The organism is Vibrio ezurae NBRC 102218 (assembly GCF_000467185.1).
Lineage (GTDB): Bacteria > Pseudomonadota > Gammaproteobacteria > Enterobacterales > Vibrionaceae > Vibrio > Vibrio ezurae.
In genome coordinates this window covers 105811-122313 of sequence record NZ_BATM01000021.1, presented here as the reverse complement: position 1 = coordinate 122313, position 16503 = coordinate 105811, and the positions used below count along the sequence as shown (strand labels likewise).

Annotated in this window: 14 protein-coding genes; 7 read left to right on the top strand and 7 right to left on the bottom strand. The window is 42.1% G+C overall.

The window, feature by feature from the left end; genetic code table 11:
* Positions 1 to 365: 365 nt before the first annotated feature.
* Positions 366 to 1274 carry a dienelactone hydrolase family protein gene (locus tag VEZ01S_RS08820; RefSeq protein WP_021713686.1) on the top strand — a complete coding sequence of 303 codons (909 nt, stop codon included), beginning with the start codon at positions 366 to 368 and terminating at the stop codon, positions 1272 to 1274.
* 157 nt (positions 1275 to 1431) lie between these two features.
* Here VEZ01S_RS08820 and VEZ01S_RS08815 read toward each other — a convergent pair whose 3' ends face one another.
* The 6 genes from VEZ01S_RS08815 to pdxY all read right to left on the bottom strand — a co-directional run bounded on the left by VEZ01S_RS08815 (position 1432) and on the right by pdxY (position 7174).
* The gene (locus VEZ01S_RS08815; RefSeq protein WP_021713685.1) at positions 1432 to 1782 is read right to left on the bottom strand and encodes a hypothetical protein; all 351 of its coding nucleotides are present in this window, start codon (positions 1780 to 1782) and stop codon (positions 1432 to 1434) included.
* Between the two features lie 608 nt (positions 1783 to 2390).
* Positions 2391 to 3308, bottom strand: a complete 918-nt coding sequence (locus VEZ01S_RS08810) for a helix-turn-helix domain-containing protein (RefSeq protein ID WP_021713684.1) — start codon at positions 3306 to 3308, stop codon at positions 2391 to 2393.
* A gap of 26 nt (positions 3309 to 3334) precedes the next feature.
* Positions 3335 to 4186 (bottom strand): SDR family oxidoreductase, encoded by an 852-nt coding sequence (locus tag VEZ01S_RS08805; RefSeq protein ID WP_021713683.1) that lies wholly within the window; start codon positions 4184 to 4186, stop codon positions 3335 to 3337.
* Between the two features lie 11 nt (positions 4187 to 4197).
* Positions 4198 to 5169, bottom strand: a complete 972-nt coding sequence (locus tag VEZ01S_RS08800) for an SDR family NAD(P)-dependent oxidoreductase (protein ID WP_021713682.1) — start codon at positions 5167 to 5169, stop codon at positions 4198 to 4200.
* A gap of 636 nt (positions 5170 to 5805) precedes the next feature.
* Positions 5806 to 6042: a maltose acetyltransferase domain-containing protein gene (locus tag VEZ01S_RS08790; protein ID WP_021713680.1), complete on the bottom strand. Its 237-nt coding sequence runs from the start codon at positions 6040 to 6042 to the stop codon at positions 5806 to 5808.
* A 274-nt stretch (positions 6043 to 6316) separates the two neighbouring features.
* Complete coding sequence (gene pdxY, locus VEZ01S_RS08785; RefSeq protein ID WP_021713679.1) at positions 6317 to 7174, bottom strand: pyridoxal kinase PdxY; 858 nt, start codon at positions 7172 to 7174, stop codon at positions 6317 to 6319.
* Between the two features lie 691 nt (positions 7175 to 7865).
* Between pdxY and VEZ01S_RS08780 the strand changes: the two genes are divergently transcribed.
* From VEZ01S_RS08780 to VEZ01S_RS08770, 3 genes are all read left to right on the top strand, one after another.
* Entirely contained in the window at positions 7866 to 8855 is a 990-nt protein-coding gene (locus VEZ01S_RS08780) for a HEAT repeat domain-containing protein (RefSeq protein ID WP_021713678.1), read from the top strand.
* 49 nt (positions 8856 to 8904) lie between these two features.
* The gene (locus VEZ01S_RS08775; RefSeq protein ID WP_439654006.1) at positions 8905 to 9984 is read left to right on the top strand and encodes a LysR family transcriptional regulator; all 1080 of its coding nucleotides are present in this window, start codon (positions 8905 to 8907) and stop codon (positions 9982 to 9984) included.
* An 80-nt stretch (positions 9985 to 10064) separates the two neighbouring features.
* A complete protein-coding gene (locus VEZ01S_RS08770) occupies positions 10065 to 11018 on the top strand; it encodes a LysR family transcriptional regulator (protein ID WP_021713676.1) in 954 nt (317 codons plus the stop codon).
* Between the two features lie 4 nt (positions 11019 to 11022).
* On the opposite strand, the gene cra is transcribed toward VEZ01S_RS08770, so the two are convergent.
* Positions 11023 to 12012 carry a catabolite repressor/activator gene (gene cra, locus VEZ01S_RS08765; RefSeq protein WP_021713675.1) on the bottom strand — a complete coding sequence of 330 codons (990 nt, stop codon included), beginning with the start codon at positions 12010 to 12012 and terminating at the stop codon, positions 11023 to 11025.
* Between the two features lie 371 nt (positions 12013 to 12383).
* Here cra and fruB point away from each other — a divergent pair, with 371 nt between their 5' ends.
* The 3 genes from fruB to fruA are packed head-to-tail and all read left to right on the top strand — an operon-like array spanning position 12384 to position 16219.
* Positions 12384 to 13520 (top strand): fused PTS fructose transporter subunit IIA/HPr protein, encoded by a 1137-nt coding sequence (gene fruB, locus VEZ01S_RS08760; RefSeq protein WP_021713674.1) that lies wholly within the window; start codon positions 12384 to 12386, stop codon positions 13518 to 13520.
* Between the two features lie 4 nt (positions 13521 to 13524).
* Complete coding sequence (gene pfkB, locus VEZ01S_RS08755) at positions 13525 to 14478, top strand: 1-phosphofructokinase (RefSeq protein WP_021713673.1); 954 nt, start codon at positions 13525 to 13527, stop codon at positions 14476 to 14478.
* Between the two features lie 10 nt (positions 14479 to 14488).
* The gene (fruA, locus tag VEZ01S_RS08750; protein WP_021713672.1) at positions 14489 to 16219 is read left to right on the top strand and encodes a PTS fructose transporter subunit IIBC; all 1731 of its coding nucleotides are present in this window, start codon (positions 14489 to 14491) and stop codon (positions 16217 to 16219) included.
* Positions 16220 to 16503 lie beyond the last annotated feature (284 nt).

Genomic DNA, 16503 nt, shown 5'->3' with positions numbered 1-16503 from the left:
TTCAATCCGACATTTTCAGCATCCACAAAGATCATTTTCATAGTTAATCAAGCTCCATTTGGTTAACAACAGTGGTGGTTTACGAGCGAGTGTTGTGACATTTATTCATTTTACAGAAGTCGCTATCGGCGAGAAGCAAGCAGATCACAAGCATATGATTTGTAACAATACAGCGGATGTTGTGAGCACTTCTATCCAATACACTCAGCAGACACATAAGGCCTAACAAGCGCAGTGCCTGCCTTTTACTTTAATGTCATCGTGATGTGCGGCTTGGTCGTCACAAACATTAAAAATGTTATTGAGCGATCGTTCAATTTTCTACTATAGTTATTTGGTCTAACAACCCACGACAAGGAAAGGTTATGAATCAAAATCCCGAATCTCAGTCAACAGCAACTAGAACGATTCCACAAGAAGCATTTGATTGGTATGACGAATATGCACACGGCCTAATCGATCGCCGAGAGTTTATGACTCGCTTATCTGGACTGGCCGTACTTGGCTTAACCATGACAACATTAACTTCTGCGCTAATTCCTAATTACGCCAAAGCTGAGCAAGTCTCGTTTAACGACCCTTCTATCAAAGCCACCTACGAAAAGTTCCCCTCACCTAAAGGTCATGGTGAAGGACAAGGTTATTTAGTTGTGCCAAAAGAGATCGATGGCAAGTTGCCTGTCGTATTAGTTGTCCATGAAAATAGAGGCCTAAACCCATACATTAAAGACGTTGCAAGGCGACTCGCCGCCAAAGGTTTTATTGCATTTGCACCCGATGCGCTTTATTCCCTTGGCGGGTATCCAGGTAATGACGATGAAGGCCGAGTGATGCAAAAATCGCTATCCAAAGAGCGAATCGAAGAAGACTTTATCGCCGCAGCCAACTTTTTGAAAACTCATGAGAAAAGCAACGGAAAGCTAGGCGCAGTCGGATTCTGCTTTGGCGGCTATATCGTTAATATGTTAGCTGCCGTAATGCCAGACGAGCTACATGCAGGCGTCCCTTTTTACGGCACACCCGCCGCACCTGATTTAAGAAAGAATGTAAAAGGCCCCCTGCTCATCCAATTTGCCGGCATCGACAAACGCGTAAATGCAACATGGCCCGACTATGAAGCCGAGCTCAAAAAGATTAACGCTGAATACACCGCTTACATATATGAAGGCGTAAACCACGGCTTCCACAACGATTCAACCGGCCGATATGCTAAAGAAGAAGCAGAGTTAGCCTGGTCTCGCACACTTGAGTTCTTTACTAAGCAGCTTTCGTAAGGGGCAACTGAGACGAAGTTAACTGGGTTCAAAGGCGTGTTATTACTAGTTTGCGTAACACGTCTTTGCCCCAAAACGTGTTTTAGCGAAGAGCCTAGGAAGTCCAATGAGAGGCACTCACTAGAAATTCAAATATGATACTAGTTGATCAGACAGGCTACTTTAAAGATGGCCTGATCTTACATTGAATGTCTACAGAACCAACATGAAATGGTGCACCTGTTTTTACATCAATTACGATGGAAGTTAGAGAGTTACTATGCACATCATACATAGCATAATTTATCATTTCTCCTTCGAATACTTGACTTTCAACGGTAACAACGTCCTCAGTTACAAGTAATACCTTTGGATGTTCAGTCCTATTATCTTCTGTAAAATATTTCAGCGCTGTTTGTTTTATGGTATCAATTTTTAAATACATCGTTTCATTTTGGCACTCAACAATCGAGGATTGAGCAGAACTTGCAGCGAAGGCTAAAGCTATGGTACCAAGTTTGATTTTCATTATTTTCCTTAGAATTAAAGATAAAAGTTATCCTGTTAGATAATAAATTAACTCATATTTAAAAACAGTTGAGTCGGAAAAGAATAGCATTTATTTCATAGATTTTGAACTACCAGTAAACGTGGAGATGATTATGGGAACAATAATTGGGTTATTAATTTTGGCGATAATCGATGTACAACTAAAGCGTAAAAGCGGACTGCATTTACATCAATGGATTGCAAAAAAGTACAGTGATTATCAAAAAAACAAATAGAAATATTTCTATTTTCATTCGAGCATAAGCAGGTTTAGATATTACCTCTAGAAGTTTTGCGTGCCCGAGTCAGTCTATCGGTTGCCAATATAATAAAGCTACTGGTTCGGGTCAGGCCACAGTCTCAGTTAACTCATTTTTGTCCAAAAGTGAGTTAATTCAGCAAATCGGTTAACAAGGTTTTGCCCCAACGCTTGCTATCACACACTCATCAATAACCTATCATTTATAATGATAGGTACGCAGGACACATTTTCTCTGTGCAAAATTCAAAACCTGACCCCGTTCCCCTCTTCCAAACATAACTGTTGCACCCGTGATGATGACTTTCATTGTTTTATTACTTCAAGCGCTAGTGCTTTGTCTTTAAGGATGACTTGAAGGTTCGCGGAGACATTCCAGTCTTGGATTTAAATAGCTTAGAAAAATATTGTGGATATTCAAAACCAAGGTCACACGCAATTTGGGTAATGCTCAGGTTGTCCTCAACTATTAACGATTTAGCTCTCTCAATAAGGAAAAGGTGGATGTACTCCAGCGCTGTCTTTCCTGTTTCACGTTTTAGCAAGTCGCTTAAATAATAAGGCGATAGTCCTAACTCCTGGCCGCAATATTGAACGGTTGGCATACCTTTCTCTAAGGGTTTATTACTAAGGTAATAGTTATTTAATAATTTCTCTAACCGCCCCAAGTAATCACGGTTTATATCAGTCCGAACGTAGAACTGCCTGTCGTAGAATCGCACACAGTAATTGAGTAGGAGTTCGAGGTTAGATTGCAGTAATGATTGAGTATGGCGGTCGATGGTTTGGGAATACTCAGATTCTATTTTTTTGGCGATATCTGTTGCAAGTTCAATCTCTTTGGCGGAAAGATGCAGAGATTCGTTACTTTCATAATTGAAGAAGGTGTACTGATCCATTTTCTTCCCAAGGCCTGAACGAGAGATCAGATCAGGGTGAAACGCGATTGTCCAACCTGCTGCATTCGGATCTATCTCAATGTCAGAAGCGACCGCTGATTGTCCGGGGGCAATAAACACCATTGAACCATCATTAAAGTCATAGGTGCTTCTTCCATAGTTCAAAGTGCACTCGATACCCTGTTTCAATGATATCTGATACAACTCAAAAGCGTAGGTGTTACCTGATTCCACTTTACCTTGAAACGCAGATTGAGGAATCACCGTGATCAACGGGTGCAATGGACTAGGCAGCTCTAAGTAGCGATGTAATTGGGTGATGGATTTGACAGTGTTCACTCTATTCATTGGCTATTCCTCAACTGCGTTTACATTTAGGCTGTGTGTACTTCTGGTACAAACATGTCAGAAACGGCTTTCATCAATTGATCTTCAGGCATGGATTTCTTCATTTGTAAGATTGCCTCAGCATCGCTTCCTGATACGTTATGCACGGGGGTATCTTCGGTCACACACTGATAGATTTTATCAGCGACTTCATGAGGATCGGATTCTCTCGTACCTTGTTGACGCATTTGCTCCATCGTTGCATTCATCTTCTGACGCATCTTATCACTGTAATCCCTAATTTGTTGGTCACCATTAGCAAGAATGCGATGAGGGATCGTGGTAAACAAGTTGGTCTCATAAGCTCCAGGAGCAATGACTTTTGTCTTAATATTGAACGGGGCATATTCTAGAGCTAGGGCTTCAGTTAAACCCTCAATAGCAAATTTAGCCGCGCTATAAATAGAAGAGTAAGGTGAACCTAAAATTCCAGCAAGAGAAGAGATATTGATGATCACCCCTGTCTTTTGTTTACGCATTATTGGTAATACTTGTTGTGCAACACGCATCGGACCATAAACATTAGTATTAAATATGGCGTTGATCTCTTGAACATCCCACTGTTCAAAAACGCCCATCCCAGAAATGCCCGCATTGTTGACTAACGCATCAATGGTGCCGAATTGTTTCATGCCTGCATTGATAGCATCAGTGATGCTTTGTGGGTCAGTGACATCAAGCCTTGTCACGAGTACGTTAGCAAGCTTGTCGAGCTCGGTTTCTTTTTCTGGTGAACGCATTGTCGCGATGACATTCCACCCTTTGCTTTGAAAAAGTCGCGCGGTAAACTTGCCAAAGCCAGTGCTACATCCAGTAATCAGTACAGTTTTGTTGTTCATGATGTTAATCCTTATTGTCCAGTCTTTGCTTCGTTTTCGGGTAGCCAACTAGAAAGAGCTTTTGCCGTCATCTGTTGTGCTTGCGTTCGTTTTTCAGGTTGTTGTGTCTCTTGATGGTGAGGTTTCAGATTGTCCTCGCAAACGTAAACGCCAGTGACGTCATCAAATTCAGATGAGATTGCCAATCTTACAATTCGGTCTGCACCGACTAGGGTTGGAGAAGCCATGAAGTGCATGACATAGCTCATGACTTTTTCAGCGCCTTCAAGGTGGCTGAGCAAGTTAGAGCGGATATGGCCCGGGCAAAGCGAGTTAGCGGTTACCCCTGAACCTTGCAATTGCTTTGCTAAGTCAACAGTAAACATATTCATAGTAAGCTTTGATTCCACGTAGCTTTCGTCGGTATCGAAATTAGCGCTTGCCTGAATGTAATCAAAATCGATTTCAGGTATAAACTCTGTATTTGTGGTGAGGTTTACGATGCGTGCTGGCGCTGACGCTTTAATGCGATCCAGAAGCAGTTCAGTAAGTAATCTTGGGCCAAAGTAGTTAATTGCCCAGTTTGTTTCAAAATTGTCGTTAGTGATAACAGGCTTGGTCATGTTGATGCCCGCATTATTCACCAGAATATCTATCTTTGGATATTCAGAAAGAATACGCTCAGTACACGCTTTCACGCTGTCCATCGAGGCCAGATCACAAATTTGTAGGTTTATCGAACCTTGCGTATGACCAGCTTTAATCGACTCAATCACCGCCTCTGCCTTAGCCTTATTTCTAGCGAGCAGAACAATGTTTGCGCCCATTGAACACAAGATTTCAACGGCAACACGTCCGATGCCATCGGTCCCACCGGTAAATACTATGGTCTTTCCTTGAAGGTTTTTATCTCCTTCGGGAATAGCATGCTGAGGGTTAGGCGTCCTTCTTTGTGGAACGAATAACTTAAGTAGTATTCGGGTTTTGTCATTAAGTAGTGGCATATATGGTATCTCAGTTAATTAAAAGCAAAGCAGTCATACAAATTTATCGATTGAGATTTGAACATTCCGGAAATAGAATTTATTGAGTTGGTATTAGCTAGCACCACATTGGTAAGCTTTGTATTACTTCCCCATGTCAAAATAGAGATGCTAATTAGCGCCATAAGCACCGATGACAGGGCAAAAATATATTTAGAGTTCATTGCCTTACCTTTATTAATGAATTTTAGTGTTTTCATCATTGTGTCAAATGAAAACATCATCAGCGCCTATCGGATACAACATTTCAATTTTGGACACTTCTACTGAAATCGATGTCGAGATCATACTGAGATCTGAAATAAGAAACTTACACATTTCCCAAAATAGATCCCTCGGTTTAGGCACCTATTTTGGGGAAATGTATAAGTTGGATTTATGGTAAGTGACAGTTGGGTTGGTGGAGCTTTGGCTGTCATTGTGGGAGCTCTGTTCTTTCATGTGAACGTCTCGTCTCTTAGCCGAATATAGACTCTGAATTAGGGCTGTTTGAGTATGTCGTCGATCGCTTTATGATTTGCACAGGCAAGATAGGTGGCTTCACTAAATTACTTTCTTTAATTTCTCTCGAATTTCTAATTCGATTCACACTACCGTTTAACACCTGTTGAGACTCCTAGTGAATGATGCAATATAAGCTGAATGCAAACACAAAAAATACCGTCTATCTGCAATACTGCCCAGCAGCTGTTGAAACAGCTCGTGACGCTGAGTTTCATCCGTATTTTGATTAATGGCCTGCAATAAACTCGATGCATTTTCACGAATTTTAATAATACCCTCGGCGCCGCCATCAAACTCTTCACCTGCAAGCATCTTGGCAAATTCTGTCATCTTATTTCTCGAATGCCCTTTGCATCGCAAAAGTTGATGAGGGTAGGTATTTTCTAAGTAAATGGGGAGTGCAATGCCAGAACAGCAAATGCAGTAGGATTGGGGGGGGGGGCACAGACTCGCTATAGCGGATAGTTGAGTCTAGATACAAAAAGAAGCTATCAACGACTGACATTGATAACTTCTTAAACTGACACTATTGAAGATCTATTCGACTATGCCTGTTATTAGTGAGTTAAACCCCACTCTTGTAGAAGCATTGCCGAAATATAGATTAATCACACTCAATCAAATCAAACGATTCTGTTGGGGTAATAAACTCATCTTGAGCGGCAATGATTTGTAATTCCCACTCGTCGGCTTGTTTGGTCTGTTTTACCACACCATAAACTGCTTCATTACAATGTTTGAACGCAGTTGTTGGGTGCCAGCCTTTGACTAATCCGGCAGTGAAAACAGATGAAATCAAATCACCTGCTCCAACCAATGCTCGTTCAAAATCAAGTTGAGGGCGCTGTGCTAAATAGCATTGACCTTCATACGCCAACATCATAGAAAACTTGTCGTCAGATACACAATAAATGTGTTTAACCAATACAATTTTTGGTCCCATGGTCAGTGCTTTTTGACACGCTTTGACCGCATCTGACAGGCTGTTGATCTCCATACCCACAAATTGTCCCAATTCAAACTGATTAGGTACGATTACGTCGGCCATTGGCATCAAACGAGTTAACAAGTGTTCTGCCACACCTGATGCAACAATACAGCCTTTTTCTGGTGAACCCATCACAGGATCGCAGATATAAAGGGCATCAGGATTTGCTAACTTGGTTTGGCTAACAGCATCGGCTACCGCATTGCACTGCTCAGCACTGCCCTGATAGCCAGTAACAACCGCTTGGCATTTTTCTAACGCTCCAATATTACTCAACCCTTGGACAACATCACTAATGTCATCAGCAGAAAACACACTCCCCTTCCAACCTTGGGGATACTGAGTGTGATTAGAAAATTGAACCGTATGAATCGGCCAAACTTCTAATCCCATTCTCTGCATTGGAAAAACCGCGCTGCTATTGCCTGCGTGACCAAAAGAAACATGGGATTGTATTGAAAGAACGCCTTGCATTGTTGTTACACCTTACTTAAACCGTCGTTAGAATGCATAAATAACCGTTAAACCAGTGAGAGCACCCTCTTCCTTGTTCGGTTTTTCTAACTTCGCCTGAGAGAATCAATTGTGGGTTAGCATGATAACTCAAACCTAAAGAATAGATACTAGGTTCACCGTCAATATTTACATCGCTATCATCGAAGTCCACATGAGATAAGAAAGCGAGCGCTGATTATGCTGCTTGGGAAACTTTCGACTATTTAATAAAACAACAGAGGTCAAACCGAGACGAACAGAGCAAATGTTGGGAACCTTAAGCATTGAGATCCAATAAAGATGCCCAGTAATACTTCCACTTCCCCTCTTTGTTCATAAATTACTTAACTAGCTATTGCTAGACATTAATTTCCGCAACGAACTCTACGAGTCGTGTTGCCATAACTATTTCCCATTCGTGATATAAATTTTGTACTTATAACCATTAAATACGCACCTAGACACACAATTAGCACACGCTCACATCCAGTGCATGAATAGATGACAAAATTTAAGTTTCCAGTGCTAGATCGTTTAAAAATAATCCATATAATCGCGTACCCTAAAGTTGAACCATTAATAACAATCACGGTAATTGAAATAACAGTCTAATGACTGTGATAGCTATGACGTTCAATTTAAATAAATTTATGCTAGCAGTGAGGTATGCATGAAAAGATTATGTGTTGCAATTATTGTTTTATTTGCTTTGTCAGGTTGTAGTATTGTCACAAAGGTAAATAGACCAGCCGATTCATCGAATGCATATATAAACTCAGACAATAACTTTGACTATACGTTCAAATCTGACATTAAGCCAGAACATGAATATTCAGTTTCTGAGATGCCTATTCCAGTCATAATTAAAGACGGAAAAGAAGAATTAGATGCTGCTGATGTGTTTAAAGAAAGTATCAAATCTGAATTAACTGCTCGAGGTTTCACTGTTGATGATGCATCAACAAAGAATACTGTTACCTTCAAAGACTACCAAGTTATCTCTAATCGAGTATCAGGGTTTTCACCTATGGTAACCCTTACCTTTGCGAGGGTTGACGTAGTGTCTGGCGACCAGCATCACAGTTATAAGTCGTTCGTTAAACGTGCCAAAGTACCCGTGTGGTCAATGAATGAACTCAATGAGCCTTGCTATAGCGAACCGTTATCTCTATCAATCAAGACCATTGCAGCGCAGATTAATAGAGACTTCTTACACGGAAAACTTCCGGATGAAAAAGTCGCTGAACTGGTTGCGCATATCGATCAATCACAAACCATTGGCTCAACCTATCTTGATGTTTATGAGTTAGGATTTTCTAACAACAAAACCGCTATCCCTGCACTGAAAAAATATACTCAGAATAAACATGAATATATTCGATTAGCGGCTATTTCAGCATTAGGTACTCTACAGGATGAAAGCAGCGTTGCTATGCTTATTAATATTCATAAAGACAGTAACATGTGGCAAGACCGAGCAATGGCAATTAAGTCTTTGATAGATATAAATAATACTGAAGCAAAATCTTACGTTGATTCTTTATATCAAACATTAATGACTAAAAAGTCGAAATTAAAAGATCCAAAACGTATCCCGAAAGAATTACGTTGGAACATATTACTTCTTGAGAAATATGGTAATTATTCTTCGGAAGCATAATTACTAATAGCTAAATATTGCTACTGATTGATATTGTAATTTCTAAGTTATGAGCCAGCATGTATTGCTGGCTTTTTCTATTCTGTACCCGCTACAACACTATACTGATGTCAACCCTCTCCACTTTGTCACTGCATGTACTGAGCAAATTTCACCTTGCATCATTCGAACATTAAATTATGATTTACCTACAAATTCATTATTTAATGTTATTAACATGCTCAACAACAGCTGGCTAAAAACCTTTAAAACCTTGGTGGAAGTGAATCATTTTACCCGCACGGCAGAGGCGCTGTTTATGACCCAACCAGGGGTGACTCAGCATATTCAAAAACTCGAGCAAGCTTGCGGTGCGCCGCTTTTGATCAAAAAAGGAAAAAGCTTTGAGCTGACCGAACAAGGCCATATTGTGTATGAATATGCTTGCCAATTAATTGAACAACAGCAGCATCTTCTAACTGCATTAAAAACCGATGATCCGTATAGCGGTAGTATTAAACTGGCCTGTTCAGGTGCGCTGGCGCAGTGGCTTTATCCTAAGTTCATCACCGTACAGTCACAATATGATGCACTCAATATCAGTATTGAATCCGCACCCAACAAACGAATTTGTGAATATGTTCAGCAAGGGCATTCTTTGATCGGGCTTGTGACTCAAGTGCCAAACCAAGCTGAATTTGAAGTGACTAAAATTGGTACTGAAGTTTTATGTCTGGTTTTGCCACAAAGCTATGCGAAAACACCCATCAATGCTAATGCCTTGCAAGCGTTAGGGCTTGTTGAGCACCCTGATGCTGAACAATATTTAGCGCAGTATTTACAAGAGTGTGGAAACTCAGAGCTGAGTGAACTTTCGTTACCGACCATAAAGCGCGTGACTTATATCAACCAGTTAAGCCAAATTTTATATCCCGTTGCACAAAGGATTGGTTTTACCGTTTTGCCATTAAGCGCTGTGCACTCCTCACCTTTTTATCCCGAACTCTGTGTTCATCAAGCCCAGAGCAATGTGGAAGATGATCTGTATTTGATTTCGAAAAAAGATCGTCCCCTTCCTAGTCGTTATCAGCAGTTTATTGAGCTGATCAAAAACTCTATTCAACAAGCAAAAAACAAAGTCAGTGGCTAGACAAACCTCGTGAAATGCACCTATAGTCATATTCATATAATGTCACTCTATTACATATTAATATAATTTAAGTGGATATCATGAAAACGTTAGAGCAGCAGCTATCACGGTTAGATTTAAACCTTTTAGTCTCTTTAAGTGTGCTATTAAAAGAGAAAAATGTTTCTAGAGCGGCAGAGATGCTGTTTCTCTCTCAACCGGCAATGAGCCGAACCTTAAAGCGGTTGCGAGAATTGTTTGACGACCCACTTTTTTATCGTGAATCAGCCGGGCTGCAACCCACAGAAAAAGCGCTGTCGTTGCAAGAGCCGCTTAATGAAATACTGCTCTCAATCAACTCGCTTATTGATAGCACCCAGTTTTCTCCGCAAAGCTGTAACCAAACATTCAGGCTTTCGCTACCGCCACTAATGAGCCGACAATTATCAGTACCACTGATTAGAGAGTTGATGCGTCACGCGCCAAACGCCAGTCTTGTAGAATACTCAGCATCTCTTGATCCTACGGCATTACTTAAAGAGCAAGCGGTCGACTTTTCAATCCACATTGAAAAACCCAACAACACTGAAGAATTTCCCAGTGAACTTATCGGGCATACTCACGCGGTGTTTTATGGCATGCTCGATCATCCGCTAACCTTGCAAGAGAAAGTGACGTTGCAAGATTGCTTAAAGTATCAATTTGTTGATTTGAACTTAGACATTCGTTCGGTATTTGGCGAGCATAATCCTATCGATACGTATTTAGAAACTAAGGGATTACAGCGAGATGTGGTCTTTAAAAGTGGTCAGCTCAATACCTTAGTCGATGCCATGCAAGACTCAGATAAGCTATTGATATCAACGCATACGTTACGCAGCGTTGATAATTTTAAGCAACGCCTAGCGCCTGTTTATGAGCTGAAAAATGAGTCTAAAATGGCAATTAGTGTGTATCTTATCGAACACAAACGCACCTTAAATAGTGCTGCTCATCAGTGGTTAAAACAGCTCATTATCGATACCTTACAAAATAAGGCTTTTTCCATTGAATAACCTGTTACGTTGGTTGGTTGCGTACTTTTAAGGCACGTTCAATCAACTCAACGCCCGGTTCATAACGTTTTGCGCTGGCATTTAAGGCTAACGCTAATGCACTATCCGCTATTTCTTCAAAGCGCTGCGCCATGGCGTTAACTTTGATCGGGATAAAGTCCAATAACCTATTGTCACCAAAGGTGGCAATTTTCAGGCGCTTGACCAATTCAGGGTTCGGTAATACCACATCCAACACCCCTTCTAATAAGGTATAAGAGGTACAAATAATCGCATCAGGCACGCAATCATTGTCCACCCACTGCTGCGCTAACAATCTTCCTTCGCTTGCAGAGAAGTGCTCTCCGTAGGCAAAACTGATTGATACCGAACTGCCTCTAAGGGCTGCTTCTACGCCTGATTGACGGTGTCGTGAAACGGGTAAATTTGGCAGTGCACCCACGATGCCAAGGCTTGTCACCTCTTCATGCATAATGGATTGAGTAAGTTGCAGCGCCGCTTCAAAATCTTCACTGACCACACAGCTAAACACTTCATCATCTAACAAACGGTCTATCGCAATGACGGGAGTCCCTTTGTTTAATAACGCCTGATAAAACTCGTTTGCTTGAGGCATTGAGGTTGCCACAAATAATGCGTCTATTCGGCGACTCAGCAAAGCCTCTGCTAATGCACGCTCAGTCACTGGGTTGTCATCAGAACACCCAATTAAAATCTGATAACCTGCCTTTCTTGAGTTTTGCTCCAGCAATTTTGCCAACTTTGCGTAACTGCTGTTCTCTAGATCCGGAATGATTAAGCCAAACGAGCGACTATTACCCGCACGTAAAGAAGAGGCCGCATGATCCGGTTGAAAGTGATGCTCGTCCACAACGGCCATCACTTTGCGCTGCGTCTTCTCACTAATGCGATATTTTTTCGCTTTACCGTTTATCACGTAGCTTGCTGTCGTTTTTGATACACCAGCCAGCTTGGCAATTTCTTCTAACGTCATCTCAATTCCTAGTAAATTGTGCAGTAGATCATAATTATTTAGATGAATGGCTACTTTTATTTGAATGATATGCTGAATCGGTTAACTATTAAAGCTGAAACGATTAAGCAAAAAGAAATAGATGACTTAGATCACTATTTTCTTGTTAAGAAAATTGCCGATTAATCACTTACAGTACAAACTATCAAGGTGGTTACCCGCGCACATAATGATTTATTCGTGCGCTATGATGAATAAAGTACGCCTTTAGAAAAGACAAAAACAGCCGCCCTAGCAGTAAAGGGCATTTTATTTCTCAATTTGCTGAATCGATTAAGCAACTCACTTAAAGCAACGATTAAGTGAAAGGAAACCAATAGGAAGAGGCAAACATGCTTACAATTACGACACAAGACATCACATTGCAGCAAAAAGCGGTGGATAAAGCAGCAGCGATTCAAAGCATTGCTAAAAGTCTAGCGGACAAACAACTTGTTGAGTCTGACTACGTTCAAGGAATGCTAAATCGTGAATCGCAAAACTCGACCTTTTTGGGCAATGGCATTGCAATCCCCCATGGCACGGTAGATACACGTTCGCTGGTAAAAAACACGGGGGTTGCAATTCACCATTTTCCTGACGGCGTATCGTGGGGCGACGGCAATACCGTTTATTTAGCCATTGGTATTGCGGCCAAATCTGATGAACATTTAGGCATTTTGAAACAGCTAACCAAAGTGCTCTCTTCCGATGGTGTGGAGAGCGCCCTGCAAAATGCAAAAACCGCACAAACCATCGTCGCTTTACTTAACGGTGACGTGCAATTTAATGCCGATTTTAGCACCTCTTTGATTGAGCTTAACTTTCCTGCCAATGATATGTTGCAACTGGTCGTCGTGGCTGGGGGACTGCTTAAAAACCAACGCTGTGTGGACAACGAATTCATCGCCGATCTGGTGACGAAAACGCCGACGAATCTAGGTCAGGGGTTGTGGTTACTGTCGAGTGATATTGGCTGCCAGCGCACTGCGATGTCATTTGTGACCACAGCGAATCACTGCCAATACCAAGGGCAACCTGTAAAAGGATTAGTGGCGTTCTCTGCCACCAATGCGACTCATCAACCGATGTTGACTACCTTAATCAATACCGTCGCAGTACAAAGACAAAACGAGCTTTTGCAATCGACTCCCCAAGCTTTGCTGACACTGTTTTCTACCGATAATCATGACCAAGATATCAACGCCTCTGCCGCGTACCAAGCTCAGTTTACTATCAAAAATGCTCATGGATTGCACGCGAGACCCGGTGCGATGTTAGTTGCAGAAGCGAAGAAATTCCAATCTGACATCAAAGTATGCAATTTAGACGCTGAAGCGAAACCAGTAAACGCGAAAAGCCTGATGAAGGTGATTGCAATGGGCGTGAAACATGGTCATAGATTACAGTTTTCTGCTGATGGAATAGACGCAGAAGCGGCGCTAAGCGCAATCGGAATTGCCATAGAGTCAGGACTTGGTGAAGGATAAAAATATGACAACAACTAATAAAGTAGTCACCGTTACCTTAAACCCTGCTTTAGATCTAACAGGCAGTGTGAAAGAGCTAGATTTAGGCTCGGTAAACCTTGTTGAGCAAGGCTCGTTACACGCCGCAGGTAAAGGGGTCAACGTTGCCAAAGTGCTCAGTGAACTTGGCGCAGAGGTAACGGTAACGGGGTTCTTAGGTAAAAATAACCCAGAGTTGTTTAGCCAATTATTCAACGATATCAAGGCCAAAGATGCCTTTATTCGAGTCGATGGCGCAACACGTATCAATGTAAAGCTGATTGAACAAGATGGCAGAGTCAGTGACATCAACTTCCCTGGCGTAACGGTCACTGAAGCCGACATCAGAGCCTTTGAAGAAACACTGTTTGCACTTGCCAAAGACCACGATTATTTCGTAATAGCCGGTAGCTTGCCGAACGGGATTTCACCACAGCTTTGCGCTTCGTGGATTAAGAGACTGCATCAACTTGGGAAAAAAGTCCTGTTTGATAGTAGCCGCGATGCCCTGCGTGCTGGACTGGACGCTAAGCCTTGGCTTATCAAACCTAACGATGAAGAACTGGCTGAGTTTGTTGGCCGTTCATTAACTACGGCTGAGCAGTGCCAGCAAGCCGCATTAGAGCTTGCCGATAAAGGCATTGATAACATCGTCGTCTCGATGGGCGCAAACGGCGTAATGTGGCTAGAACAGGGAATATGGTTATTTTCCCAACCACCGAAAGCAAAAATTGTTAGCACTGTTGGTGCTGGTGACACATTAGTTGCAGGCCTATGTTGGGGCCACATGCAAAATATGGAAAAAGAACCCTTGTTGCAGTTTGCTACAGGTTTATCCGCTCTTGCCGTCACGCAAGTGGGAGTCGGCATACCCAGCAGCGAACAATTGCACAGCGTCATCAATCAAGTTGATGTACGACACACCATTATAACTAAATAAGGTCTTCCCTATGAATATTGCAATTATTACCGCCTGTCCTAGTGGCGTTGCGAACAGCATCATCGCTGCCGGACTGTTAGAAAAAGCCGCTCAATCCCTACAGATCAGCGCAAAAATTGAATGCCAATCTAAAATCGTTGAAGGGTATGCACTCACCCAACACGATATTGACAGCGCCGATGCCATTATCATCGCCACTGATACCGCAATTGATACGGCTCGCTTTGTTGGCAAGCCAGTTTATCAAGGAAGTATTGGTAATGCCGTGAGCAATGCCAGTGAGTTTTTAACCAAGGCCATTCACAATGCATCTACCCTGACCAGTTCAGAGGTAACCACTGCAAGTGTGCAAAATAATTCCACCAGCCAAAAGATTGTGGCTATCACCGCGTGCCCAACAGGCGTTGCACACACCTTTATGGCTGCTGAAGCGTTGGAATCCGAAGCTGTACGTCAAGGACACCAAATAAAAGTTGAAACACGAGGCTCAGTCGGTGCAAAAAACCAACTGACAGACCAAGAAATCCAAGACGCCGATTTAGTTATTATTGCCGCAGATATTGATGTACCGCTTGATCGTTTTGATGGCAAGTTACTGTATCGAACAAAAACGGGCCCTGCCCTTAAGAAAACTCAACAAGAAATTGAGAATGCATTTGCGCAAGCCACTCCCTATAAAGCAACAGGCAGCGTAAACACGAGTGATGAGAACGCGACAAGCAAAGGCATCTATCAACATTTAATGACCGGTGTATCACACATGTTACCTGTCGTTGTCGCTGGCGGACTTATCATTGCACTGAGTTTTGTCTTTGGTATTGAAGCATTTAAAGAAGAAGGCACACTTGCCGCATCTCTAATGACCATTGGCGGCGCTTCTGCGTTCGCATTGATGATTCCTGTACTTGCGGGTTACATTGCTTTTTCTATCGCAGATCGTCCAGGACTCGCTCCCGGTCTAGTCGGCGGCATGTTAGCTAGCTCATTGGGGGCAGGCTTTCTTGGCGGTATAGCAGCAGGTTTCATTGCTGGTTACAGCGCAAAATTTATCGCCGAAAAACTGTCTTTGCCGCAGTCGATGGAAGCACTTAAACCCATATTGATTATTCCTTTTATCGCGACACTGTTTACTGGTTTAGTCATGATTTACGTAGTCGGCAGCCCTGTTGCAGCAACGATGAGTGGTCTTGAGAACTTCCTAAATACCATGGGCGCAGGGAACGCTGTTATGCTCGGCATCTTACTTGGCGCAATGATGTGTTTTGATTTGGGTGGCCCAGTAAACAAAGCAGCATACGCATTTGGTGTGGGTCTACTGGCATCACAACAATATGCGCCAATGGCCGCCATTATGGCCGCTGGTATGGTGCCTGCTCTAGGCATGGGTCTTGCGACTTTCTTAGCCAAAAATAAGTTTGAATCCAGTGCCCGTGAAGCAGGTAAAGCCTCTTTTGTACTCGGACTATGTTTTATCTCAGAAGGTGCGATTCCATTTGCCGCTAAAGATCCAATGCGTGTTATCCCATCATGTATGGTTGGGGGAGCGTTAACGGGCGCACTATCTATGCTGTTTGGTGCACAATTACTCGCACCACACGGTGGTCTATTTGTATTGTTAATTCCAAACGCTATCACCCCAGTGCTCATGTATTTAGTCGCCATTGCGGCAGGTACACTGGTTACTGGCTTCAGTTACGCTTTCTTAAAGAAAAGCGATCAGAAGAGACTTGTACAGGCATAATATATAAAACAAAAAAGTTCAGGCTTAACCTTATAAAGCCTGAACTTTTAACTATCGCGCCTGCATACACCATCAAACGCATATGCGTATTTAACTAATGTGATACTTGATTATATAAATCAAGTATCACATCTGCATGTAAATTAATGTTTAATAAAGCGTAAATAATCGTATTTTACATACAAATAGAGCATTTCCCCACACTTTACCCGTTCGAAACATAGTGAGCTGTAGCTCATATATATGGCCATCAGGCTCATATTTATTGATCGGAATCACACATA

Excerpts from the sequence above, each read along its gene's own strand:
- VEZ01S_RS08820 (WP_021713686.1), top strand. The coding sequence starts at position 366 with ATGAATCAAAATCCCGAATCTCAGTCAACAGCAACTAGAACGATTCCA.
- VEZ01S_RS08815 (WP_021713685.1), bottom strand. The coding sequence starts at position 1,782 with ATGAAAATCAAACTTGGTACCATAGCTTTAGCCTTCGCTGCAAGTTCT.
- VEZ01S_RS08810 (WP_021713684.1), bottom strand. The coding sequence starts at position 3,308 with ATGAATAGAGTGAACACTGTCAAATCCATCACCCAATTACATCGCTAC.
- VEZ01S_RS08805 (WP_021713683.1), bottom strand. The coding sequence starts at position 4,186 with ATGAACAACAAAACTGTACTGATTACTGGATGTAGCACTGGCTTTGGC.
- VEZ01S_RS08800 (WP_021713682.1), bottom strand. The coding sequence starts at position 5,169 with ATGCCACTACTTAATGACAAAACCCGAATACTACTTAAGTTATTCGTT.
- VEZ01S_RS08790 (WP_021713680.1), bottom strand. The coding sequence starts at position 6,042 with ATGACAGAATTTGCCAAGATGCTTGCAGGTGAAGAGTTTGATGGCGGC.
- pdxY (WP_021713679.1), bottom strand. The coding sequence starts at position 7,174 with ATGCAAGGCGTTCTTTCAATACAATCCCATGTTTCTTTTGGTCACGCA.
- VEZ01S_RS08780 (WP_021713678.1), top strand. The coding sequence starts at position 7,866 with ATGAAAAGATTATGTGTTGCAATTATTGTTTTATTTGCTTTGTCAGGT.
- VEZ01S_RS08775 (WP_439654006.1), top strand. The coding sequence starts at position 8,905 with ATGAGCCAGCATGTATTGCTGGCTTTTTCTATTCTGTACCCGCTACAA.
- VEZ01S_RS08770 (WP_021713676.1), top strand. The coding sequence starts at position 10,065 with ATGAAAACGTTAGAGCAGCAGCTATCACGGTTAGATTTAAACCTTTTA.
- cra (WP_021713675.1), bottom strand. The coding sequence starts at position 12,012 with ATGACGTTAGAAGAAATTGCCAAGCTGGCTGGTGTATCAAAAACGACA.
- fruB (WP_021713674.1), top strand. The coding sequence starts at position 12,384 with ATGCTTACAATTACGACACAAGACATCACATTGCAGCAAAAAGCGGTG.
- pfkB (WP_021713673.1), top strand. The coding sequence starts at position 13,525 with ATGACAACAACTAATAAAGTAGTCACCGTTACCTTAAACCCTGCTTTA.
- fruA (WP_021713672.1), top strand. The coding sequence starts at position 14,489 with ATGAATATTGCAATTATTACCGCCTGTCCTAGTGGCGTTGCGAACAGC.